The sequence below is a fragment of the Pseudomonas marginalis genome, assembly GCF_024169655.1.
GTDB lineage: Bacteria > Pseudomonadota > Gammaproteobacteria > Pseudomonadales > Pseudomonadaceae > Aquipseudomonas > Aquipseudomonas paraveronii.
In genome coordinates this window covers 1,585,662-1,607,045 of sequence record NZ_JALJWV010000001.1, presented here as the reverse complement: position 1 = coordinate 1,607,045, position 21,384 = coordinate 1,585,662, and the positions used below count along the sequence as shown (strand labels likewise).

The 21,384-nt window shown below is 62.0% G+C and carries 19 protein-coding genes; 7 read left to right on the top strand and 12 right to left on the bottom strand.

Annotated elements, in window-relative coordinates; translation table 11 throughout:
* Positions 1-67 precede the first annotated feature (67 nt).
* Positions 68-1,996, top strand: a complete 1,929-nt coding sequence (locus J2Y83_RS07205) for a transglycosylase SLT domain-containing protein (RefSeq protein ID WP_253394113.1) — start codon at positions 68-70, stop codon at positions 1,994-1,996.
* 63 nt (positions 1,997-2,059) lie between these two features.
* Here the strand turns inward: J2Y83_RS07205 and J2Y83_RS07200 are convergent, their stop codons facing one another.
* Entirely contained in the window at positions 2,060-3,844 is a 1,785-nt protein-coding gene (locus J2Y83_RS07200; protein WP_253394112.1) for an ABC transporter ATP-binding protein/permease, read from the bottom strand.
* A gap of 245 nt (positions 3,845-4,089) precedes the next feature.
* Between J2Y83_RS07200 and J2Y83_RS07195 the strand changes: the two genes are divergently transcribed.
* The gene (locus tag J2Y83_RS07195; protein ID WP_247407196.1) at positions 4,090-4,263 is read left to right on the top strand and encodes a PA1571 family protein; all 174 of its coding nucleotides are present in this window, start codon (positions 4,090-4,092) and stop codon (positions 4,261-4,263) included.
* Positions 4,264-4,320: 57 nt separating this feature from the next.
* On the opposite strand, the gene pdxB is transcribed toward J2Y83_RS07195, so the two are convergent.
* Positions 4,321-5,463: a 4-phosphoerythronate dehydrogenase PdxB gene (pdxB, locus tag J2Y83_RS07190; protein WP_253394111.1), complete on the bottom strand. Its 1,143-nt coding sequence runs from the start codon at positions 5,461-5,463 to the stop codon at positions 4,321-4,323.
* A 205-nt stretch (positions 5,464-5,668) separates the two neighbouring features.
* Between pdxB and J2Y83_RS07185 the strand changes: the two genes are divergently transcribed.
* Positions 5,669-7,063, top strand: a complete 1,395-nt coding sequence (locus tag J2Y83_RS07185) for an MATE family efflux transporter (RefSeq protein ID WP_253394110.1) — start codon at positions 5,669-5,671, stop codon at positions 7,061-7,063.
* Here the strand turns inward: J2Y83_RS07185 and tusA are convergent.
* Together tusA and rlmM are read right to left on the bottom strand one after the other, a co-directional pair.
* On the bottom strand, positions 7,060-7,311 hold the full coding sequence (tusA, locus tag J2Y83_RS07180) for a sulfurtransferase TusA (protein ID WP_373423728.1): 252 nt from the start codon (positions 7,309-7,311) through the stop codon (positions 7,060-7,062). The two genes, J2Y83_RS07185 and tusA, sit on opposite strands and share 4 nt — an antisense overlap.
* 27 nt (positions 7,312-7,338) lie before the next feature.
* A complete protein-coding gene (gene rlmM, locus J2Y83_RS07175; protein WP_253394109.1) occupies positions 7,339-8,415 on the bottom strand; it encodes a 23S rRNA (cytidine(2498)-2'-O)-methyltransferase RlmM in 1,077 nt (358 codons plus the stop codon).
* 195 nt (positions 8,416-8,610) lie between these two features.
* On the opposite strand from rlmM, the gene acnA reads away from it, so the two are divergent.
* The gene (gene acnA, locus J2Y83_RS07170) at positions 8,611-11,352 is read left to right on the top strand and encodes an aconitate hydratase AcnA (protein WP_253394108.1); all 2,742 of its coding nucleotides are present in this window, start codon (positions 8,611-8,613) and stop codon (positions 11,350-11,352) included.
* Positions 11,353-11,431: 79 nt separating this feature from the next.
* On the opposite strand, the gene J2Y83_RS07165 is transcribed toward acnA, so the two are convergent.
* Positions 11,432-12,370: an aspartyl/asparaginyl beta-hydroxylase domain-containing protein gene (locus tag J2Y83_RS07165; RefSeq protein WP_253394107.1), complete on the bottom strand. Its 939-nt coding sequence runs from the start codon at positions 12,368-12,370 to the stop codon at positions 11,432-11,434.
* Positions 12,371-12,556: 186 nt separating this feature from the next.
* Positions 12,557-13,531 carry a cysteine synthase A gene (gene cysK / locus J2Y83_RS07160; protein ID WP_253394106.1) on the bottom strand — a complete coding sequence of 325 codons (975 nt, stop codon included), beginning with the start codon at positions 13,529-13,531 and terminating at the stop codon, positions 12,557-12,559.
* Between the two features lie 257 nt (positions 13,532-13,788).
* Here cysK and J2Y83_RS07155 point away from each other — a divergent pair, with 257 nt between their 5' ends.
* Together J2Y83_RS07155 and J2Y83_RS07150 are read left to right on the top strand one after the other, a co-directional pair.
* Positions 13,789-14,634: an AAA family ATPase gene (locus J2Y83_RS07155; protein ID WP_253394105.1), complete on the top strand. Its 846-nt coding sequence runs from the start codon at positions 13,789-13,791 to the stop codon at positions 14,632-14,634.
* Between the two features lie 11 nt (positions 14,635-14,645).
* Positions 14,646-15,824 carry a vWA domain-containing protein gene (locus tag J2Y83_RS07150; protein ID WP_253394103.1) on the top strand — a complete coding sequence of 393 codons (1,179 nt, stop codon included), beginning with the start codon at positions 14,646-14,648 and terminating at the stop codon, positions 15,822-15,824.
* Positions 15,825-15,962: 138 nt separating this feature from the next.
* Here J2Y83_RS07150 and J2Y83_RS07145 read toward each other — a convergent pair whose 3' ends face one another.
* Genes J2Y83_RS07145 through J2Y83_RS07135 form a run of 3 tightly spaced genes read right to left on the bottom strand, consistent with a single transcriptional unit; the run spans position 15,963 to position 18,315 of the window.
* Complete coding sequence (locus J2Y83_RS07145) at positions 15,963-16,877, bottom strand: biotin-dependent carboxyltransferase family protein (RefSeq protein WP_253394101.1); 915 nt, start codon at positions 16,875-16,877, stop codon at positions 15,963-15,965.
* Positions 16,874-17,578, bottom strand: coding sequence for a 5-oxoprolinase subunit B family protein (locus tag J2Y83_RS07140; protein WP_253394099.1), 705 nt, complete (start codon positions 17,576-17,578; stop codon positions 16,874-16,876). The genes J2Y83_RS07145 and J2Y83_RS07140 overlap by 4 nt, the downstream gene beginning before the upstream one ends.
* Entirely contained in the window at positions 17,575-18,315 is a 741-nt protein-coding gene (locus tag J2Y83_RS07135; RefSeq protein ID WP_253394097.1) for a 5-oxoprolinase subunit PxpA, read from the bottom strand. The genes J2Y83_RS07140 and J2Y83_RS07135 overlap by 4 nt, the downstream gene beginning before the upstream one ends.
* A 175-nt stretch (positions 18,316-18,490) precedes the next feature.
* Between J2Y83_RS07135 and J2Y83_RS07130 the strand changes: the two genes are divergently transcribed.
* The gene (locus tag J2Y83_RS07130; protein ID WP_253394095.1) at positions 18,491-19,405 is read left to right on the top strand and encodes a LysR family transcriptional regulator; all 915 of its coding nucleotides are present in this window, start codon (positions 18,491-18,493) and stop codon (positions 19,403-19,405) included.
* A gap of 79 nt (positions 19,406-19,484) precedes the next feature.
* Here the strand turns inward: J2Y83_RS07130 and J2Y83_RS07125 are convergent, their stop codons facing one another.
* The 3 genes from J2Y83_RS07125 to J2Y83_RS07115 are packed head-to-tail and all read right to left on the bottom strand — an operon-like array spanning position 19,485 to position 21,379.
* Positions 19,485-20,027, bottom strand: a complete 543-nt coding sequence (locus J2Y83_RS07125; protein ID WP_017848756.1) for a DUF2937 family protein — start codon at positions 20,025-20,027, stop codon at positions 19,485-19,487.
* 11 nt (positions 20,028-20,038) lie between these two features.
* Positions 20,039-20,815, bottom strand: a complete 777-nt coding sequence (locus tag J2Y83_RS07120; protein WP_105696746.1) for a class II glutamine amidotransferase — start codon at positions 20,813-20,815, stop codon at positions 20,039-20,041.
* 30 nt (positions 20,816-20,845) lie between these two features.
* Positions 20,846-21,379: an MFS transporter gene (locus J2Y83_RS07115; RefSeq protein WP_247406487.1), complete on the bottom strand. Its 534-nt coding sequence runs from the start codon at positions 21,377-21,379 to the stop codon at positions 20,846-20,848.
* Between the last annotated feature and the right edge of the window lie 5 nt (positions 21,380-21,384).

The following is a 21,384-nucleotide window of genomic DNA, read 5'->3' as shown; positions in this document are numbered from 1 at the left end:
GCTAAGCTAGAGGCAATGAGTGTCGGCGATGCCGGCGCTAGTCGTGATTTCTCTGCACGGACGTCTCATGCGCAGTCGCCTTTTCAACTTTTTATCTTGTCTGCTTCTTACCGCCACTGCCGCTCAATCCGCCCTGGCCGTGGACATCACTACCCAACGTCAATATTACGATGAGGCCAAACGCGCCCTGGCCAAAGGCGATACCGGGCCGTACATGCAATACAGCCAGGCCCTGGCCGATTATCCGCTGACGCCGTACCTGGCCTACGACGAGTTGACCGCCCGCCTGAAGACCGCCAGCAACGAGGAAATCGAACAATTCCTCGCTAAAAACGGCGACCTGCCCCAAGCCAACTGGATGAAGCTGCGTTGGTTGCGCTGGCTGGCCGACCGTGGCGACTGGCAGACCTTTGAAAAGTACTACGACCCCAAGCTCAACTTCGTCGAGCTCGATTGCCTGCATGGCCAGTTCCAGCTCACGCACAATCTGAAGGCCGAAGGCTACAAGACCGCCGAGAAACTCTGGCTGACTGGCAAATCCCAACCGGCGGCCTGTGATGCCACCTTTGCGCAGTGGGCCTCAGATGGCCAACTCACCGAACAGAAAATCTGGGACCGCGCCAAGCTCGCCGCCGAAGCCCGCAACTACGCGCTGGCCAACAGCCTGGTGAAAAGCCTGCCGACCCTCGGCGCCCAAGGCCGCCTGATGGTGGACGTGGCGCAAAAGCCCGAGATGCTCAGCGACCCGTCGCGCTTCCTGCCGGCCACCGAGGCGATGTCTGACGCCGTGGGCCTGGGCCTGCGCCGTCTGGCGCGCCAGGACCCGGACAAGGCCATGGCCATGCTCGACGGCTACGCCACCAGCATGCACTTCTCCCGTGACGAAAAAGTGGCGATTGCCCGCGAGATTGGCCTGACCCTGGCCAAGCGCTTTGACCCACGCGCCCTTGAGGTGATGACCAAGTACGACCCCGAACTGCGCGACAACACCGTGTCCGAATGGCGCCTGCGCCTGCTGTTGCGCCTGGCTCGCTGGGAAGACGCCTACCAACTCACGCGCAAACTCCCACAAGACTTGGCCACCACCAACCGCTGGCGCTACTGGCAGGCCCGCAGCCTTGAATTGGCCGAGCCGAAAAACCCGCAAGCCCTGGTGCTGTACAAGAACCTGTCGCGGGAGCGGGATTTCTACGGTTTCCTCGCCGCCGACCGCTCCAGAGCCCCGTACCAGTTGATCAACAAGCCGCTGCTGATGAGCCAGGCGCTGATCAACAAAGTGCGCAACACCCCCGGCGTGCGCCGCGCCCTGGAGTTCTATGCGCGTGGCCAGGTGGTCGATGGCCGCCGCGAGTGGTACCACGTCAGCCGTCACTTCAACCGCGACGAAATGGTCGCCCAGGCCAGGTTGGCCTACGACATGAAGTGGTACTTCCCGGCGATCCGTACCATCAGCCAGGCGCAGTACTGGGATGACCTCGACATCCGCTTCCCGATGGCCCACCGCGACACCCTGGTGCGCGAAGCCAAGGTACGCGGCCTGCATTCGAGCTGGGTGTTCGCCATCACCCGCCAGGAAAGCGCGTTCATGGACGACGCCCGCTCCGGCGTCGGCGCCAGCGGCCTGATGCAACTGATGCCCGGCACTGCCAAAGACACTGCGCGCAAGTTCAGCATCCCGCTGGCCTCCCCGGCCCAGGTGCTCGACCCGGACAAAAACATCCAGCTCGGTGCGGCTTACCTGAGCCAGGTGCATAGCCAATTCAACGGCAACCGCGTCCTCGCTTCCGCCGCCTACAACGCCGGCCCCGGCCGCGTGCGCCAGTGGCTGCGCGGTGCCGATCACCTGAGTTTCGACGTGTGGGTGGAAAGCATCCCGTTCGACGAAACCCGCCAGTATGTGCAGAACGTGCTGTCTTATTCGGTGATCTACGGGCAGAAGCTCAATTCGCCACAGCCGTTGGTGGACTGGCACGAGCGTTACTTCGATGATCAATAAAGCCTGACGCACACACAAAAATGCCCGCATCGAAGGATGCGGGCATTTTTATGCGCGGTGATTTCAGTGCGCAGCCTGTTCCTCCACGCCATCGCTGAACTGCAACGCCGCCAACCGCGCATACAGCGGGTTACTCGCGATCAACTGCTGATGCGTGCCGATCGCCACCAGCTTGCCCTGGTCCATCACGGCAATCCGGTCCGCATGCTTCACCGTCGCCAGGCGATGCGCGATAACCAGCGTGGTGCGGCCATGCATCAGTTGCGGCAGCGCCTGCTGGATCAGGTGTTCACTCTGCGCGTCGAGGGCGCTGGTGGCTTCGTCCAGCAGCAGGATCGGCGCGTCCACCAGCAGCGCGCGGGCGATGGCCAGGCGTTGCCGTTGGCCGCCGGAGAGGCCCATGCCGGCGTCGCCGAGGTGGGTCTGGTAACCATCGGGCATTTGCAGGATGAAGTCGTGGGCATGGGCGATGCGCGCGGCGGCTTCGACCTGCTCGCGGGTGGCGGTCGGGTTGCCATAGCGGATGTTGTCTTCAACGCTGCCGAAAAACAGCGCCGGGCTCTGGGACACCAGGGCGAAGTGGCGGCGCAGGTCCTGGGGGTCGAGTTCGGTCAGCGGGTGGCCTTCGAGCAGGATGCGACCGTGCTGGGGATCATAAAAGCGCAGCAGCAGATCAAAAATCGTCGATTTGCCCGCACCGGACGGCCCCACCAGCGCCAGGGTTTCACCGGGATTGATGGTCAGGCTCAAACCGTCGATGGCGTAAGTGTCCGGCCGCGAGGGGTAGGAAAAGCGCAGGTCTTGCAGCTCCATACGGCCGCTGACGCGGTCTGGTAACTGCACGGTGCCGCTGGCGGGCGCCTGGATCTCGTTGTTCGACTGCAGCAACTCGCCGATCCGCTCCGCCGCACCGGCGGCGCGCTGCAACTCGCCGAGCACTTCGCTCAACGTGCCGACGGCGCTGCCGACGATCAGGCTGTAGAACACAAACGCCGCCAGCTCGCCGCCGGAAATGCGCCCGCTGATCACGTCCATCCCGCCAACCCACAGCATCACCCCGACAGCACCGAGCACCAGCATGATCACCAGGGTGATCAGCCAGGCGCGCTGGGCGATGCGTTTGCGCGCCGTGGCGAAGGCGTCTTCGACGGTCACGGCAAAGCGTTGTTCGTCCTGCGCCTGGTGGTTATAGGCCTGCACGGTCTTGATCTGGCCGAGCGTCTCGGACACGTAGCTGCCGACGTCGGCAATGCGGTCCTGGCTCAAGCGCGACAGGCTGCGCACGCGGCGGCCGAAAATCAGGATCGGCGCCAGCACCAGCGGCAGCGCCACCACAACGATGCTGGTGAGCTTGGGATTGGTGACAAACAGCAGCACGATGCCACCGATGACCATCAAGGCGTTGCGCAGGAACAGCGACAACGAGGAGCCGATCACCGATTGCAACAGGGTGGTGTCGGTGGTCAACCGCGACTGGATTTCCGAGCTGCGGTTGTTTTCATAAAAACCCGGATGCAGGTAGATCAGGTGATTGAACACCTGCCGGCGAATGTCAGCCACCACCCGCTCACCGATCCACGACACCAGGTAAAACCGCGCAAACGTGCCGACGGCCAGGCCCAGCACCAGGATCATGAACAGGCCGATAGACTGGTTGAGCAAGTGCGGCGATTGGGTCATGAACCCCTGGTCCACCAGCAGGCGAATGCCCTGCCCCATGGACAAGGTGATACCCGCGGTGACGATCAGCGCCACCAACGCACCGAGCGCCTGCCAGCGGTAGGGCGCAATGAAGCGGCTGGCCAGGCGAATTGCACGGCGTTGACGGACTGAGAACATGGAGGGCATCACCTGATGATGGGAGATAGGAACCTGCAGATAACATTGGGGGAACTTGGGTAAATAACAATGAGTCGGGTTAATTATGCCCGCCGACATTGGCCCCTAGAGGTTATCGGTCTAACGCCCGTCTGGAAATTTGTAACGGTTTCTGGTGGACTGGGTATTCGAAGCGATGATCTTGCAAGGAGTTGTAACAGCTTGGTCACGCAGGGGGGTTAAAGTTGGTACACAACCTGATGAGGAGACAGGCCATGACCTTGCAAAACAGCAGCGATGCCAAGATTGAAGTAATCCGCCAACCGCAATACCTGCCTTGCTCCGTCATCGACGCCCAAGGCCGCGAAGTGCAGATTACCGAAGAGATGATCCAGCAAGCGTGCCGTGAGCTGGAACAGCGACTGGTCAAGCCTGCCCAGCAAGGCTGAAGCGCCCACGCTCTTTCAGAACCGGCCTTGATGGCCGGTTTTTTTGTGACCTCGTTCCTACAGCAGCTCAGCGCCCAATGCCTCGACGATGCCAGACAACAGCGCCGATTGCCCATGGATACGCACCTTCAAGCCATCGATCTCACGGCGCTCCGGATAGTGCTTGCGCAACAGGTCGAACGCCTTGCGTTGCTCATCCACCGTTCCCACGAGGCTGCGACGGAAATCCGCATCGTCGCGACGCGGGTCGTACACGCTGCGGCATAACGTCGCCAGCGCCCAGGCCGGGTCGGTAGACGCATTCAAGTGAACCTCGGCCAGCCACGGCGGCGGCAGCAAATCGCTCAGTTCAATCGCGGGTGCCTGACCCAGATGCGCACAAAACGCCTGGTAGATCTGCGCCGTGCCACGCTGCTTGCCGTCCAGGCTGTAACCGGCGATGTGCGGGGTGGCCAGCACGCAGAGGTCGGCCAGGTCGACATCCACTTCAGGCTCGCCTTCCCACACATCCAGCACCGCTTGCAGGTCTTCACGCGAAAGCAGCACGTCGCGCAGGGCGGCGTTGTCCACCACCGGGCCACGGCTGGCGTTGATCAGCCAGGCACCGGGCTTGAGACGGTTGAGGCGCTCGCGATCGAGCAAGTGCCAGGTGGAACCATTGCCGGACTTGGTCAACGGCGTGTGCAGGCTGATCACGTCGCATTGCTCGATGATCTGCTCCAGGCTGACGTAGTCACCGTCTTCGGCGATCTGCCGCGGCGGGTCGCAGACCAGCACGTTCCAGCCCAGGCCCTTGAGCACCTTGACCAGCCGCCCGCCCACTTCACCGGCGCCGACGACACCGTAAGTACGCTGATTGAGGTCGGCCCCTTCGATTTCGGCCAGGGTCTGCAAGCTGCCCAGCACATAGTCCACCACGCCACGGGCATTGCAGCCGGGCGCGCTGGACCATTGAATACCGGCCCGATTGAAATAATCGAGGTCCAAATGATCGGTGCCGATGGTGCAGGTGCCGACAAAGCGCACCTTGGAACCTTCGAGCAAGGCCCGGTTGACGTTGGTCACCGAGCGCACCAGCAGTACATCGGCCTGTTCGACGGTGGCGCGGTCAATGGAACGGCCGGGCACCCGGCGGATTTCGCCAAATCCTTGGAAGAAAGCATCGAGCAGCGGAATATTTTCGTCGGCAACAATCAGCATGGCAGGCTCCTTTGGCGGATCAGCAGTGTACAGGGATGCGTTCGGTGTTCCACCGCAGATCGAAGGTGGGAGCCGGCTTGCCAGCGCCCACAGCGAATTGCGCGGCCTGGAGGATCGCTTACAAATCGTTAACACAGGTTTTTTCCTGACCGCTGTGTCAACGCGTAGAATCCGCCGTCCTGCGCTCTTTTTTGGACATCTGTACGTGAACACTGCCTCCGCCACCCTCACCCGTCCCGCCCGCATCAGCCGGGAAGTGCGTGGCCTGCTGAGACTCGCCGTGCCGATCATGATCGGCCAACTGGCAACCACCGCGATGAGCTTCGTCGACGCCGTGATGGCCGGGCGCGTCAGCCCGCAAGACCTGGCGGCGGTGGGCCTGGGCAATTCGATCTGGATTCCGGTGTACCTGCTGATGACCGGTACCTTGCTGGCCACCACGCCGAAAGTCGCCCAGCGCTACGGCGCCGGCCAGCATAGCGAGATCGGGCCACTGGTGCGCCAATCCCTGTGGCTGGCGGTGGTGGTCGGCATCACCGCGTCGCTGTTGCTGCTCAGCGCCGAACCCATCCTGCACGCGATGAAGGTTGAACCCGACCTGATCAAACCGTCCATGGGCTACCTGCACGGCATCGCCGCAGGCATGCCGGCCGTTGCGGTGTATTACGTGTTGCGCTGTTTCAGTGATGGCCTGGGCCGCACACGACCGAGCATGGTCATGGGCCTGTGCGGGTTGGCGCTGAATATCCCGCTGAACTACATCTTCATCTATGGCCATTTGGGCGTGCCGGCCATGGGCGGCGCGGGCTGCGGCTGGGCCACGGGCATTGCGATGTGGGTGATGACGCTCGGCCTGGCAGGCTGGACGCGCTGGGGGCCGGCGTACCAGAGCAGCGAACTGTTCAAGCGTTTCGATTGGCCGCAATGGGCGGTGATCAAGCGCGTATTGGGCATTGGCCTGCCAATCGGCATCGCGATCTTTGCCGAATCGAGCATCTTCGCGGTGATCGCCCTGCTGATCGGCAGCCTGGGCGCCACAGTGGTCTCCGGCCATCAGATCGCCCTGAACGTCAGCTCCCTGGTGTTCATGATCCCCTACTCCCTGAGCATGGCCGTCACCGTGCGCGTCGGCCAGGCCCTCGGCCGTGACCAGCCGCGCGAAGCGCGCTTTGCCGCTGGCGTCGGCATGGGCACGGCGCTGGTGTATGCCTGCCTGTCCTGCAGCCTGATGCTGTTGTTCCGCGAACAGATCGCGACGATCTACACCCCGGACCCCGTGGTGATCCACCTGGCGTCGACGCTGATCGTGTTTTCAGCGCTGTTCCAGTTTTCCGACTCGATCCAGGTCACCGCCGCCGGCGCGTTGCGCGGCTATCAGGACACCCGGGTGACCATGGTGCTGACCCTGTTTGCCTACTGGGGCGTGGGGTTGCCGGTGGGTTACGCCCTGGGGCTGACCGACTGGTTGGGCGAGCCGAGCGGCCCCAGCGGTTTGTGGCAGGGGCTGATCGTGGGCCTGAGCTGTGCGGCGGGGATGTTGCTGGTGCGCCTGGCGCGCAGCGCACGCCGGCGCATTCGCCGGGACAAGGCGCGGGGTTAAGCCGACTTCTTGCGAATCCAGTACAGGTACGTACCGGCCTGCTCCTGCTGAGCCACCAGTTCGTGGTCGAGGAACACGCAGAACTTGGGAATGTCGCGGCGGGTCGACGGGTCGGTCGCGATCACCTTGAGCAGACCGCCAGGCGGCAGGTCGCGGATGTGCTGGTGCAGCATCATCACCGGCTCCGGGCAGTTGAGGCCCGTTGCATCAAGGGTGCCGTCGACGGCAGTGTCGGTCATATCGCTCATTGATTACTCCTGCAGCAGGCGCTCAGTTTAACGGGCCTTGGTTTTCTTCACATCCACCAGGCGGCGCAGGTGGCAGGTCACTTCCTCGCGGTCGTGGTACAGCTGCTTGCAGCCGATCTCCACGCGAATGCCGCGTGCCTTGAAGCCGTCTTCGATGCGCTCGAGCAAACGCTTGACCTCGGCATAACGCTGTTTCATCGGCAGTTTCAGGTTGACCACCGCTTCACGGCAATAGCCTTCGCCGATCCAGGTTTCCAGCAAGGCCGCGTTGCGTGCCGGTTTTTCGACGATGTCACACACCATCCAGTCCACCGGCTGCTTGGGCACAAAGGTGAAGCCGTCGGCCATCAAGTGTTGCACCAGGCCAGTGTCCATCAGGCTTTCGGCCATGGGCCCGTTGTCGATGGCGGTCACCAGCATGCCCCGGTTGACCAACTGCCAGGTCCAGCCGCCGGGCGCGGCGCCCAGGTCGACGCCCGTCATGTCGCCATGCAGGCGCTCGTCCCACTGGTCGCGGGGGATGAAGTGGTGCCAGGCCTCTTCCAGCTTCAGGGTCGAGCGGCTGGGTGCGTCGCGGGGGAATTTCAGGCGCGGGATGCCCATTGGCCACATCGCCGAGTTGTTCGATTCGGCCAAGCCGATGAACGCTTCGCGGCCGCTCTTGAAGGTCAGCAGCAGGCGTGGCTTGCTCGGCTCGTCCACCAGTTTGCCGGCGTTGAGCAAGGCTTTGCGCAGGTGGACTTCGAATTTCTTGCAGAAGTTCGACAGTTCCTTGCCGTCGTTGGTGTCGACCATCTCCAGCCACAGGCTGCCGCACACCGGAAAATCGCGCAGGTGCGCGAGGATCACGCTGATGCGGTCGGTTTCCGGCAGGTCGATGAACACCCCGCGTGCCCATTGTCGCGGGAAGATCAGCTCGGCAAACCGCTGGCCGTGCATCAGGCGCTGGGCGCCGTCTTCTTCGGTGCAGACAAATTCGGCGCAAGCGCTGCCGGTCTTGGCCTTGGCGTAGCCGGAAACGTTCAGGCGCGCGGCGTGCTCCGCGATCTCGGAACAGACCTCGCCTTCAAAACCCGGGCGGCAGTGCATAAAAAGGGTGTTCATCAATTCTCCTGGCGACTCAACGGACATGCGCTATCGCAATGTCTGTCATGAAAACGCGCGCATGATAGCTGACTTCGGAACCTTGGATCTGTCCATAGAGTCCAGTAATTAGCCAGCTACTGAAAACAGCGCTAGTTTGATAGCTCTGTTCGTCCCGTCAGGTCCGTAGCCGTGCGGACCATAAGGAGTCATGTAATGTCATCCATTGATAGCCTGAGAACCCTTAAAACCCTGCAAATCGACGACAAGACTTATCACTATTTCAGCCTGCCCGAAGCCGCCAAGAGCCTGGGTGACCTGGATAAGCTGCCGATGTCCCTCAAAGTGCTGCTGGAAAACCTGCTGCGCTGGGAAGACAACAAGACCGTCACCGGCGCCGACCTCAAAGCCATCGCCGCCTGGCTCAAAGAGCGCCAGTCCGACCGCGAGATCCAGTACCGCCCGGCCCGCGTGCTGATGCAAGATTTTACCGGGGTGCCCGCCGTGGTCGACCTGGCCGCCATGCGCGCCGCCGTGGCCAAGGCCGGGGGCGACCCGCAGCGCATCAACCCGCTGTCGCCGGTGGACCTGGTGATCGACCACTCGGTGATGGTCGACAAGTTCGGTACTACCGGCGCGTTCGAGCAAAACGTCGACATCGAAATGCAGCGCAATGGCGAACGCTACGCCTTCCTGCGCTGGGGCCAGAGCGCCTTCGACAACTTCAGCGTGGTGCCGCCGGGCACCGGCATCTGCCACCAGGTCAACCTCGAATACCTCGGCCGCACCGTGTGGACCAAGGATGAAGACGGCCGTACCTACGCCTTCCCCGACACCCTGGTCGGCACCGATTCCCACACCACCATGATCAACGGCCTCGGCGTGCTCGGCTGGGGCGTGGGCGGGATCGAAGCGGAAGCGGCGATGCTCGGCCAGCCGGTGTCGATGCTGATTCCGGAAGTGATCGGCTTCAAGCTCACCGGCAAATTGAAAGAAGGCATCACCGCCACCGACCTGGTGCTGACCGTCACCCAGATGCTGCGCAAGAAAGGTGTGGTCGGCAAATTCGTCGAGTTCTATGGTGACGGCCTCGCCGACCTGCCCCTGGCGGACCGTGCCACCATCGCCAACATGGCCCCGGAATACGGCGCAACCTGCGGCTTTTTCCCGGTGGATGAGGTAACCCTGGACTACCTGCGCTTGTCCGGTCGTCCTGTGCAGACCGTCAAACTGGTCGAGGCCTACACCAAGGCCCAGGGCCTGTGGCGCAACGCCGGCCAGGAGCCGGTATTCACCGACAGCCTGGCCCTGGACATGGGCAGCGTCGAAGCCAGCCTCGCCGGGCCGAAACGCCCGCAAGACCGCGTATCGCTGCCGGATGTCAGCCAGGCGTTCAGCGACTTCCTCGACCTGCAATTCAAACCGACCAACAAGGAAGAAGGCCGCCTGGAAAGCGAAGGCGGTGGCGGTGTGGCCGTGGGCAATGCCGACCTGGTAGGCGAGACCGACTATGAAGATGACGGCCACACCTATCGCCTGAAAAACGGCGCCGTGGTCATCGCCGCCATCACCTCCTGCACCAACACCTCCAACCCCAGCGTGATGATGGCGGCCGGGCTGGTGGCGAAAAAGGCCGTGGAAAAAGGCCTGACCCGCAAACCCTGGGTGAAAACCTCCCTGGCCCCCGGCTCCAAAGTGGTCACCGACTACTACAAGGCCGCCGGCCTCACTCAATACCTGGACAAGCTCGGCTTTGACCTGGTGGGTTATGGCTGCACCACCTGCATCGGCAACTCCGGCCCGTTGCCCGAGCCGATTGAAAAAGCCATCCAGAAAGCCGACCTTGCCGTGGCGTCGGTGCTGTCCGGCAACCGCAACTTCGAAGGCCGCGTCCACCCGCTGGTGAAAACCAACTGGCTGGCCTCGCCGCCGCTGGTGGTGGCGTATGCGTTGGCCGGTACAGTGCGCATCGATATCAGCCGCGAACCGTTGGGCAACGACCAGCAAGGCAATCCGGTGTACCTGAAGGACATCTGGCCGAGCAGCCAGGAAATTGCCGACGCCGTCGCCCAGGTCAGCACCAGCATGTTCCACAAGGAATACGCCGAGGTGTTTGCCGGTGACGCACAGTGGCAAGCGATTGAAGTGCCGCAGGCCGCGACCTACGTGTGGCAGAAGGATTCCACCTACATCCAGCACCCGCCGTTCTTCGACGACATCGCCGGCCCGCTGCCGGTGATCAAAGACATCAACGCTGCCAACATCCTGGCCCTGCTGGGCGATTCGGTGACCACCGACCACATCTCCCCTGCCGGCAACATCAAGGCCGACAGCCCCGCCGGTCGCTACCTGCGCGAACAAGGCGTGGAACCGCGTGACTTCAACTCCTACGGCTCACGCCGGGGCAACCATGAAGTGATGATGCGCGGCACCTTCGCCAATATCCGTATCCGCAATGAAATGCTCGGCGGCGAGGAAGGCGGCAACACGCTGTATATCCCCACCGGCGAGAAAATGCCGATCTACGACGCGGCCATGAAATACCAGGCATCCGCCACACCGCTGGTAGTGATCGCCGGCCAGGAATACGGCACCGGCTCAAGCCGCGACTGGGCGGCCAAGGGCACCAACCTGCTGGGGGTCAAGGCGGTGATTGCCGAGAGCTTCGAGCGGATTCACCGCTCCAACCTGGTGGGTATGGGCGTGCTGCCCTTGCAGTTCAAGCTGGACCAGAACCGCAAGGCGCTCAAGCTCACCGGTAAGGAGAAGATCGACATCCTCGGTTTGACCGCTGTGGAGATCGTGCCGCGCATGAACCTGACCCTGGTGATTACCCGCGAGGATGGCAGCAGCGAGAAGATCGACGTGCTGTGCCGGATCGATACCCTCAATGAAGTGGAATACTTCAAGGCCGGGGGCATCCTGCACTATGTGCTGCGCCAGTTGATCGCCTCTTAGGCGACGCTGTAAATCAAATGTGGGAGGGGGCAAGCCCCCTCCCACATTTTGATTGCATTTCAAGCTGGAAAAACCGAGATCAGCCGAAGAGCCACTTCCACAGCAGTACCAAGACGACAACCGCCAGCACCGGCCGCGCAACGCGGTAGGCCTTGGGATGCTTGCGCTTCCACTGCTTGACCACACTGCTGATCTTGTCGCTGAACGACTTGCTCCAGGCATAGGCCTGGTTGATACCGCCGACGCGTTCGTCATCCACGTTCTGCGGCGCGGTGGCGTGGCCCAGTTGCGCGCTGACCCAGCGGTTGATGCGGGTCATCAGGGGATTGCTCAGCGGACGTTCGATGTCGCAGAACAGGATCACACGCGTCTTTTCCGTCTCGTTCTTCACCCAATGTACGTAGGTTTCGTCGAACATCACGTCTTCACCGTCACGCCAGGCGTATTCCTGGCCATCGACGAAGATGCGGCAATCATCGGAGTTCGGTGTAGACAGCCCCAGGTGATAACGCAGGGAACCGGCAAACGGGTCGCGGTGCGGGTTGAGGTGACTGCCGCCCGGCAACAGCGCGAACATCGCGCCCTTGACGTTGGGGATGCTGCTGACCAGCGCTACGGTTTTCGGGCACAGGGCCTCGGCCGACGGCAGCGGTTTGTCGTACCACTTGAGGTAGAAACGCTTCCAGCCCTTCTTGAAGAACGAACCGAAGCCGGCGTCGTTATTCTTTTCGGCAGCGCGGATGTAACCCTCGTCGAACAGGTGCATGGCCTCTTCGCGGATCACTTCCCAGTTGTCCTTGAGCACGTCCAGTTCCGGGAACTTGCTGCGGTCCAGGTACGGCTTGGACGGCACGGCCGAGAACAGGTACATCAAGGCGTTATACGGGGCAAACAGCGCCGAGTGATTGACGAACTGGCGCAACATCGGCAAACGGGCCTTGCCGCGCAGGTGCACGTACAGCGTACTGCCGATAAACACCAGCAACACCGACAGTTTGGCGGCCAAAGAAAAGGTCATGCAGCAACTCCTGGAAATAAGCGCCTGGCCAACAACCTCCCGTCGAGGGGAAACCAGACGTAGCAGCCGGCCATGATAAACACTCCGGACCTCGGGAAAAACCCGCGCAGTCCAACAATCAGCGTTTAAAACGGCGCGAGGGTGGGCCAATTATGCATAAGGCCCCCGCCCTCACGCTGATTTGCATCAAGCCTGGTTTTCTTGATCGGTAAACAAATCACTGAACAGCATGCTCGACAGGTAGCGCTCGCCGGAGTCCGGCAGGATCACCACGATGGTCTTGCCCTGCATTTCCGGCTTCTCGGCCAGGCGCACGGCGACCGCCATCGCCGCACCGCAGGAGATCCCGCACAGAATCCCCTCTTCCCGCATCAGGCGCAGGGCCATGGCCTTGGATTCGTCGTCGCTCACCAGCTCCACGCGGTCGATCATCGACAGGTCGAGGTTCTTCGGCACGAACCCGGCGCCAATGCCCTGGATCTTGTGCGGGCTGGGCTTGATCTCTTGACCGGCCAGCGCCTGGGTGATCACCGGCGATACGATCGGTTCGACGGCCACCGACAGAATCGGCTTGCCTGCGGTGTTCTTGATATAGCGCGACACCCCCGTAATGGTACCGCCGGTGCCCACGCCCGCCACCAACACGTCAACGGCGCCGTCGGTGTCGTTCCAGATTTCCGGGCCGGTGGTTTTTTCATGGATCGCCGGGTTGGCCGGGTTTTCGAACTGCGCCGGCATGTAGTAGGTGGCCGGGTCGCTGGCGAGGATTTCCGCGGCTTTGTCGATTGCGCCCTTCATGCCCTTGACCGGCTCGGTCAGCACCAGTTCGGCGCCCAGGGCCTTGAGCACTTTGCGGCGTTCGATGCTCATCGACGCGGGCATGGTCAGTACCAGTTTGTAACCACGGGCGGCGGCGACGAACGCCAGGCCGATACCGGTGTTGCCCGAGGTCGGTTCGACAATGGTCATGCCCGGCTTGAGTTTGCCGGTGCTTTCCGCGTCCCAGATCATGTTCGCGCCAATGCGGCACTTCACCGAATAACCCGGGTTACGCCCTTCGATCTTGGCCAGGATGGTCACGCCACGCGGTGCGATGCGGTTGATCTGAACCAGAGGCGTGTTACCGATGGAGTGCGCGTTGTCTGCAAAAATGCGGCTCATGACGGGTCCTTGAGGCGGCTTGAAGAAAGCCCCAAGGGTATGCCTCGTCTTCCAAAGCGTCCAGTCAGAGGAACGTCGGAGACATCACAACAGTCAATCTCCTACAAAGCCCGCAGAACGGCCCCTGGAACGACCACGCCTTCGATCGACTGAGCGCAGGCGTGACTGGCCATTCAGAGACTGAATAACCCGTCTGCGTTCACAGTCGCCGGGGCCGCACGGTATAGTCGGGCATTGATGAATTCGAGGAATGACCGATGAAGTTCGAAGGCACCCAGGCCTACGTTGCCACCGATGACCTGAAACTGGCCGTCAACGCGGCCATCACCCTGGAGCGGCCGCTGCTGGTCAAGGGCGAGCCGGGCACCGGCAAGACCATGCTCGCCGAGCAGTTGGCCGAATCCTTCGGCGCCAAGCTGATCACCTGGCACATCAAGTCCACCACCAAGGCCCACCAGGGCCTGTATGAGTACGATGCGGTCAGCCGCCTGCGCGACTCGCAGTTGGGCGTGGACAAGGTGCACGACGTGCGCAATTACCTGAAGAAGGGCAAGCTCTGGGAGGCCTTCGAGTCCGAGGAGCGGGTGATCCTGCTGATCGATGAAATCGACAAGGCCGACATCGAGTTCCCCAACGACCTGCTGCAAGAACTCGACAAGATGGAGTTCTACGTCTACGAAATCGACGAGACCATCAAGGCCAAGAAGCGCCCGATCATCATCATCACCTCCAACAATGAAAAAGAGCTGCCGGACGCGTTCCTGCGCCGCTGCTTCTTCCATTACATCGCCTTCCCCGACCGCGCCACCCTGCAAAAAATCGTCGATGTGCATTACCCCAACATCAAGAAAGACCTGGTCAGCGAAGCGTTGGACGTGTTCTTCGACGTGCGCAAAGTGCCGGGCCTGAAGAAAAAGCCCTCCACCTCCGAACTGGTCGACTGGCTCAAGCTGCTGATGGCCGACAATATCGGCGAAGCGGTACTGCGCGAACGCGACCCGACCAAGGCCATCCCGCCCCTGGCCGGTGCGCTGGTGAAGAACGAGCAGGACGTGCAATTGCTCGAGCGCCTGGCGTTCATGAGCCGTCGCGGTAACCGATAAGGGCACCTGCCATGTTGCTCAACCTGTTCAATGAAATGCGCGCGGCCAAAGTGCCAGTATCGGTGCGCGAGCTGCTCGACCTGATCAACGCCCTGAAACAGCGGGTGACCTTCGCCGACATGGACGAGTTCTACTACTTGGCCCGGGCGATCCTGGTCAAGGACGAACGCCATTTCGACAAGTTCGACCGCGCCTTCAGCGCCTATTTCAACGGTCTGGAAAAGCTCGACGAGCACCTGCAGGCGCTGATCCCCGAAGACTGGCTGCGCAAGGAGTTCGAACGTTCGCTGAGCGACGAAGAACGCGCGCAGATCCAGTCCCTCGGCGGCCTGGACAAGCTGATCGAGGAATTCAAGAAACGCCTGGAAGAACAGAAAGAGCGCCACGCCGGCGGCAACAAATGGATCGGCACCGGCGGCACCAGCCCGTTCGGCTCCGGCGGCTACAACCCGGAAGGCATCCGCGTCGGCGATGCGGGCCAGCGCCAGGGCAAGGCGGTCAAGGTTTGGGACCAGCGCGAGTACAAGAACCTCGACGACCAGGTGGAACTGGGCACGCGCAACATCAAGATCGCCCTGCGCCGCCTGCGCAAGTTCGCACGCCAGGGTGCAGCGGAAGAGCTGGATATCGACGGCACCATCGACCACACCGCCCGCGATGCCGGCTTGCTGAACATCCAGATGCGTCCGGAGCGGCGCAACACCATCAAGCTGCTGTTGCTGTTCGACATCGGCGGCTCGATGGACGCCCATGTGAAGACCTGCGAAGAACTGTTCTCCGCGTGCAAGACCGAGTTCAAGCACCTGGAGTACTTCTACTTCCACAACTTCGTGTACGAGTCGGTATGGAAGAACAACCAGCGCCGCACCTCGGAACGCACCTCCACCCAGGACCTGCTGCACAAGTACGGCGCCGATTACAAAGTGATCTTTATCGGCGACGCGTCGATGGCGCCGTATGAAATCACCCAGGCCGGCGGCAGCGTCGAGCATTGGAATGAAGAGCCAGGGTATGTGTGGATGCAGCGCTTCATGGCCAAGTACAAGAAGCTGATCTGGATAAACCCGTACCCCAAGGACACCTGGGGTTATACGGCGTCGACCGGGATTGTGCGGGAGTTGGTCGAGGATCAGATGTATCCGCTGACCTTGCGCGGGTTGGAAGAAGGCATGCGGTTTCTTTCCAAGTAACCCCCGATCCCAGGAAAGTCGAAAATCCAATGTGGGAGGGGGCTTGCCCCCGATGGAGGTGTATCAGTCACACATCTATTGACTGACACACTGCCATCGGGGGCAAGCCCCCTCCCACAATTTGGATTTCAGTGTTCTTCAGGCTGCGGTAAACCGCCGCAAAAAGTCCACATGCTGCCTATGCGCCGTCTCCTGCACCACCGGCACCAACCGCACCTTCTCCCCCGGCACACACTGCGCCAGCCGCGCCAATGCCAACGGCGTCAACGCCCCCAGGCGCGGGTAGCCGCCGATGGTCTGCCGGTCATTGAGCAACACAATCGGCTGCCCGTCCGGCGGCACCTGGATCGCGCCCAGCGGGATCCCCTCAGAGATCAACGACGGCCCCTGATATTCAAGCGGCGTGCCCAGCAAACGCATGCCCATACGGTCGGCGCGGCTGTCGAGGGTCCATTCGGTGTTGAACGCATCGAACAGACTCTGCCCACTGAACTGGCCGATCTGCGCGCCGACAATCACATCCAACGGCGCCTTGGCCGGCAATGCGATTGCGCTCAACACTTTCATCGCACCGCCCGTGCCGGAATAGGCCAGTCGCCCGCCTTGCGCCAACGGTTTGCCGAAACCGTCCAGCCCGCCGAGTTCCTCACGCACCACGGTGGCACAGCTGCCCAGCACCTGCGGCGCATCAAACCCGCCCGGCGCCGCCAGGTAGGCCCGCGCGCCGCTGAACGGCTGGGTAAAGCGCAGCCGCTGGCCCTTTTGCAGGATAAAACTGCGTCCGGGGCTGATGGCGCGCTCATCGATGTAGGCGCCCAAGTCCGCACCGGCCAAGGCCAGCAGGCAATAGTCCTCGGCCTGCACGGTAAAACCGCCCAGGGTAATTTCCACCACCGGCGCATCCAGGGCGTTGTCCAGCAGCCAATTGGCCCAGGACATCGACACCCAATCCAGCGCGCCGCCCTGGGTCACGCCCAGGTGTCGCACGCCAAAGCGGCCGGTGTCTTGCAACAGGCACAGCGGGGTGCTGGCCTCAATGATCAAGCCGCTCATGCCTGCGCCTCCAACGGCGTGTCATCGCCACCCAACTTGATGAATTCGGCGTGGTCGACCGCCTCGAAGCGCACCGTATCGCCGGGCTGCATCAGGCTGTAACCGTCGCGGTCGCGGTCGAACAGCTGGGTCGGGGTGCGACCGATCAGGTTCCAGCCGCCGGGAGAGACCACTGGGTAGGCGGCCGTTTGCCGTTCGGCGATGCCGACACTGCCGGCCGCCACGCGTTTGCGCGGGGTGTTAAGCCTGGGGGTGGCGAGGCATTCATCCACCAGCCCCATAAAGGCAAAACCAGGGGCAAAGCCGAGGGCGAACACCTGGTATTCGTGGGCGCTGTGGCGGCGGATCACCTCATCGACCGCCAGGCCACTGCGCTGGCTGAGCAAGGTCAGCTCTGGCCCGACGCTCAGGTCGTACCACACCGGCAGCACATGGCAGTGGCCGCTGCCCTGGGCCTGGGGTTGCAGGTCGGTGAGGGCCTGGCCGATCAATTCCCGCGCCTGGGCCGGGTTCAACACGGTGAGATCGTAATGCACCATCAAGGTGGTGTAGGACGGCACCAGGTCCACCAACGCCGCGCCAAACCCTTGCCGCAGACGCTGGGTAGCGGCAAGCATCCACGGCATATTGGCTTCGGCGATCACCTCAAACAGACGCACCATCAAGCAGTCGATGGCCACCACTTCGATGCGTGGCTTCATTGGCACTTCAACGCCTCGCGAATGCGCTGCACGGCGGCGACCGAACTGGCGTTATCGCCATGCACGCACAGGGTATTGGCCCGCAGGATCAAAGGGCTGCCGTCGCTGGCGGTCAAGGGTTCGCCACGGGAAATGGTCACGGATTGCTGGATGATGGTCTCGGTATCGTGGTGTACCGCGCCCGGCAATTGGCGCGAAACCAGATGGCCCTGGTTGTCGTAAGCACGGTCGGCGAAGGCCTCGAACCACAGGATCACGCCGTATTCGTCGCCCAGCGCCTGGGCCGCGCTGTTGTCACGGGTGGCCAGCAGCATCAGCGGCAGGTCGCCGTAACTGGCGACAGCCTGGATCACCGCACGCAACTGCGCGGGGTTGGCCATCATGTCGTTGTACATCGCGCCATGGGGTTTGACGTAGCTAACCCGTCCGCCCTGGGCGCGGCAGATGCCGTCGAGCGCGCCGATCTGGTAGTGCAACAGGTCGTGGATTTCCTCTGGCGTGTAGGCCATGGAACGGCGGCCAAAACCTTGCAGGTCCTGATACGCCGGGTGCGCACCGACCAGCACACCATGCTTGAGCGCCAGGCTGACGGTCTTGCGCATGATGCTCGGATCACCGGCATGGAAGCCGCAGGCCACGTTGGCGCAATCAATGAACGGCATAACCTCGGCGTCCAGACCCAGGGTCCAGTTGCCAAAACTTTCGCCGATGTCGCAATTCAATAGCAGGCGGCTCACGCGGGTTGCTCCTGTAGGCTTTGTTTTTTTGTAGTGTGGGATCTTTTACACAAGACTCGCAACTTGTCCTGACACCCCAACGACGCTTATCGTGGAACGGCTCGATTTTTGGCGTTTGCCCGGTGCGGCGTCCAACTAATAAAAACCGATCCATGCATAAGAAAAAGTTGATCCCATGAATTTGAAGTTCCTCGAAACCTTCGTCTGGGTGGCCAAGCTCAAGAGTTTCCGCCTGACCGCCGAGAAACTGTTCACCACCCAGGCCTCGATCTCCAGCCGCATCGCCGTGCTGGAGAGCGAACTGGGGGTGAAACTGTTTCTGCGTGACTCACGCGGCGTCAGCCTGACGCCGGAAGGCTTGAAGGTACTCGATTACGCCGAGCAAATGATGGTGACCATGCAGGGCTTGAAACAGTCCCTGGAGACCACCAGCAGCAAGGTCGGGCGGATTCGTATCGGTGCGATGGACACGGTGATCCACACCTGGCTGAGCCCGTTGGTCGCCGAATTGATGGACCATTTCCCACGGGTGGAAATCGAGTTGGTCGCCGATACCGCACTCAACCTCAGCGATCAACTGCAAAAAGGCTTCCTCGATCTGATCCTGCAAACGGACCTGCTGCGCCTGGAAACCGTGCGCAGCCTGGAACTGGCCAGCCACCCCATGGCCTGGATCGTCGCCAGCCAGTCGATCTACAACCGCGACTACGCCTCCCTCGCCGAACTGGCCCAGGAGCGCATCATCACCTACTCGAAAAATTCCCACCCGCACCAGGATGTCTTGAGCCTGATGCAGGCCAACGGCGTCGCCGCACCGCGTATGAACTGCGTGAATTCGGTGTCGGCCATTACCCGCTTGCTGCGCGATGGTTTCGGCATTGGTGCACTGCCGCCTGTGTTGGTGCGCGAAGAGCTGGCACGGGGGGAACTGGTGATGCTGCCGATGGCGCAACGCTTACCGAACCTGCAGGTCGTGGTGTCGTGGCGCGTGGGGGTGGAACTGGTCGAAGAGATTGTCGGGCTGTGCCAGAAAGTGGTGGCGCGCTATGCCGAGGAAGTCGGCGAAGAGCGGATGGTAATGAGCAACTGAAGGAACTCAATCCAAATGTGGGAGGGGGCAAGCCCCCTCCCACATTGGACCCCCTCCCACATTGGATTTGTGTCGGCCGTTAGAGGCCCTTGAGGTCGCGCTCTTCGATCGGCCGGCTCTGGCGCAGACGCTTGCCGCCCAACACCACCCAGTCGATCAAGCGGAACAGGCACTCCAGGCCGAACGACAACAACATCGCGCCGCCCAGGCCCCAGCCCATGGCTTCGGGGGTCAGCAGGATCTGGTAGCTGTAACCGTTCCAGGTTTCCAGGCGGATCGCCGGGTCGGCCGCGACCGCTACCTGCAATGCGCGAATGTACCAGGGGCCTTGCATGGCCTGGAATTGCTTGTCCAACGCCAACTGGCGATCCAACAACGTGCCGAGGCTATTGGCATCGCTGCGAAATACCGGGTCGTCGCTGGCACGGTAGTGGGCCACCAGGGCCTGCAAGTCGCCATTGAAGAACTGTTGCGCGGTGGATTCAAAGCCGCGCAGGCCAGTCTGGGCCTCGATCAGGTGGGCTTCGACGCGCTTGGCGTAGTCATTGATAAACCCCGGCACTTGCACACCGACCAACAAGCCAATGGCAAACAACACCAACCGCAGATAGCTGAGCAACATAGTCGACTTCCTTACTCGGTAATGCCCTGGCTGACGCATTCACCGCGCCGCCACAGGCTCCACTGGCCCGGTTCGTAGCGGGTCCAGTTTTCGTTGTCGGTCAGCGGTTCGGTGGCGATCACCGTGACCACATCATTAGGCGTTGTTTCGGCCTGAAAATCGACGATCACGTCGACATCTTTCAAGCGCGCCGGGCCAAACGGGGCGCGTCGGGTAATCTGCGCCAGTTTGGTCGAGCAGTAGCAAAACAACCAATCACCGTCGCTGAGCAGGCAGTTGAACACACCTTTGCTGCGATATTCGGCGCAGGCGGCGATCAGGTCCGGCAGCATCTGCTCGATGTCCACCGGCTCCGGGAACGCCTCGCGGACCCGGTTGAGCAAGTCGCAGAACGCCGCTTCGCTGTCGGTGTCGCCCACCGGGCGGTAAAACGTGGCGCGTGGGTTGAAGTCCGCCAATTGGCCGTTGTGCGCAAAGCACCAGTTACGCCCCCACAGTTCGCGCACGAACGGGTGGGTATTGGACAGGCATACCTTGCCAACGTTGGCCTGGCGGATATGGCCGATCACCACTTCACTTTTGATCGGATAACGCTGCACCAACAACGCGACTTCCGACTCGCTGCTCGCGGCCGGGTCCTGGAACAGGCGCAGGCCGCGGCCTTCATAGAAGGCGATGCCCCAACCGTCGCGGTGGGGGCCGGTACGCCCGCCGCGCTGCATCAGCCCGGTAAAGCTGAACACAATGTCGGTGGGGACGTTGGCACTCATGCCCAATAATTCACACATGCCAGGGCTCTCGCTGCAGGGCAGACAACGTTAAAGGCGCGGTTCGACCCGCATACCGCTCACAGGCGCGGGGCGACGGAACGGCTCGTCATCCTCTTCCGGCTCGGCGGCCAAGGCAGCATCGACCGCAGCCTTGCGCTCACGGCTCGCCTTGGCGGCGCGCTCGATGGGCCAGCGTATCAACACAAACACGAGGTACACGCCAAAAGCGATCATCGTGTACATGAACAAGTCGGAGACCGCCCGCCAGGCGTTATTACCGACTTTGAGCACCAGGTCCAACGCGGTAATCGCCACGGCGGGCGCGAACTGGGTCTTGACCGGGTCGACGACGGTCGGGCTCAACAGCAGCACGGCCATCAGTAATTGCAGTGGCTCGCGCAACCAGCGCCAGATCCAGCGGGTCATGCGCCACCACACCAACAGGCAGCCCAAAGCGGCGAAGGCGTAAAGGCCCCAAGCGGTCAGATAGTCGTTCTCGGTCATGGTGTCCATGGCAAGGTAGGCAAACAGGCCGCTATGATAACGGCTTTTGCGTGTCGCGGCTGCAATGCCTGCCACCATCCTCC

Bases quoted from the DNA above. Each gene is read 5' to 3' on its own strand.
- J2Y83_RS07205 (WP_253394113.1), top strand. From the start codon at position 68: ATGCGCAGTCGCCTTTTCAACTTTTTATCTTGTCTGCTTCTTACCGCC.
- J2Y83_RS07200 (WP_253394112.1), bottom strand. From the start codon at position 3,844: ATGCCCTCCATGTTCTCAGTCCGTCAACGCCGTGCAATTCGCCTGGCC.
- J2Y83_RS07195 (WP_247407196.1), top strand. From the start codon at position 4,090: ATGACCTTGCAAAACAGCAGCGATGCCAAGATTGAAGTAATCCGCCAA.
- pdxB (WP_253394111.1), bottom strand. From the start codon at position 5,463: ATGCTGATTGTTGCCGACGAAAATATTCCGCTGCTCGATGCTTTCTTC.
- tusA (WP_373423728.1), bottom strand. From the start codon at position 7,311: ATGAGCGATATGACCGACACTGCCGTCGACGGCACCCTTGATGCAACG.
- rlmM (WP_253394109.1), bottom strand. From the start codon at position 8,415: ATGAACACCCTTTTTATGCACTGCCGCCCGGGTTTTGAAGGCGAGGTC.
- acnA (WP_253394108.1), top strand. From the start codon at position 8,611: ATGTCATCCATTGATAGCCTGAGAACCCTTAAAACCCTGCAAATCGAC.
- J2Y83_RS07165 (WP_253394107.1), bottom strand. From the start codon at position 12,370: ATGACCTTTTCTTTGGCCGCCAAACTGTCGGTGTTGCTGGTGTTTATC.
- cysK (WP_253394106.1), bottom strand. From the start codon at position 13,531: ATGAGCCGCATTTTTGCAGACAACGCGCACTCCATCGGTAACACGCCT.
- J2Y83_RS07155 (WP_253394105.1), top strand. From the start codon at position 13,789: ATGAAGTTCGAAGGCACCCAGGCCTACGTTGCCACCGATGACCTGAAA.
- J2Y83_RS07150 (WP_253394103.1), top strand. From the start codon at position 14,646: ATGTTGCTCAACCTGTTCAATGAAATGCGCGCGGCCAAAGTGCCAGTA.
- J2Y83_RS07145 (WP_253394101.1), bottom strand. From the start codon at position 16,877: ATGAGCGGCTTGATCATTGAGGCCAGCACCCCGCTGTGCCTGTTGCAA.
- J2Y83_RS07140 (WP_253394099.1), bottom strand. From the start codon at position 17,578: ATGAAGCCACGCATCGAAGTGGTGGCCATCGACTGCTTGATGGTGCGT.
- J2Y83_RS07130 (WP_253394095.1), top strand. From the start codon at position 18,491: ATGAATTTGAAGTTCCTCGAAACCTTCGTCTGGGTGGCCAAGCTCAAG.
- J2Y83_RS07125 (WP_017848756.1), bottom strand. From the start codon at position 20,027: ATGTTGCTCAGCTATCTGCGGTTGGTGTTGTTTGCCATTGGCTTGTTG.
- J2Y83_RS07120 (WP_105696746.1), bottom strand. From the start codon at position 20,815: ATGTGTGAATTATTGGGCATGAGTGCCAACGTCCCCACCGACATTGTG.
- J2Y83_RS07115 (WP_247406487.1), bottom strand. From the start codon at position 21,379: ATGGTGGCAGGCATTGCAGCCGCGACACGCAAAAGCCGTTATCATAGC.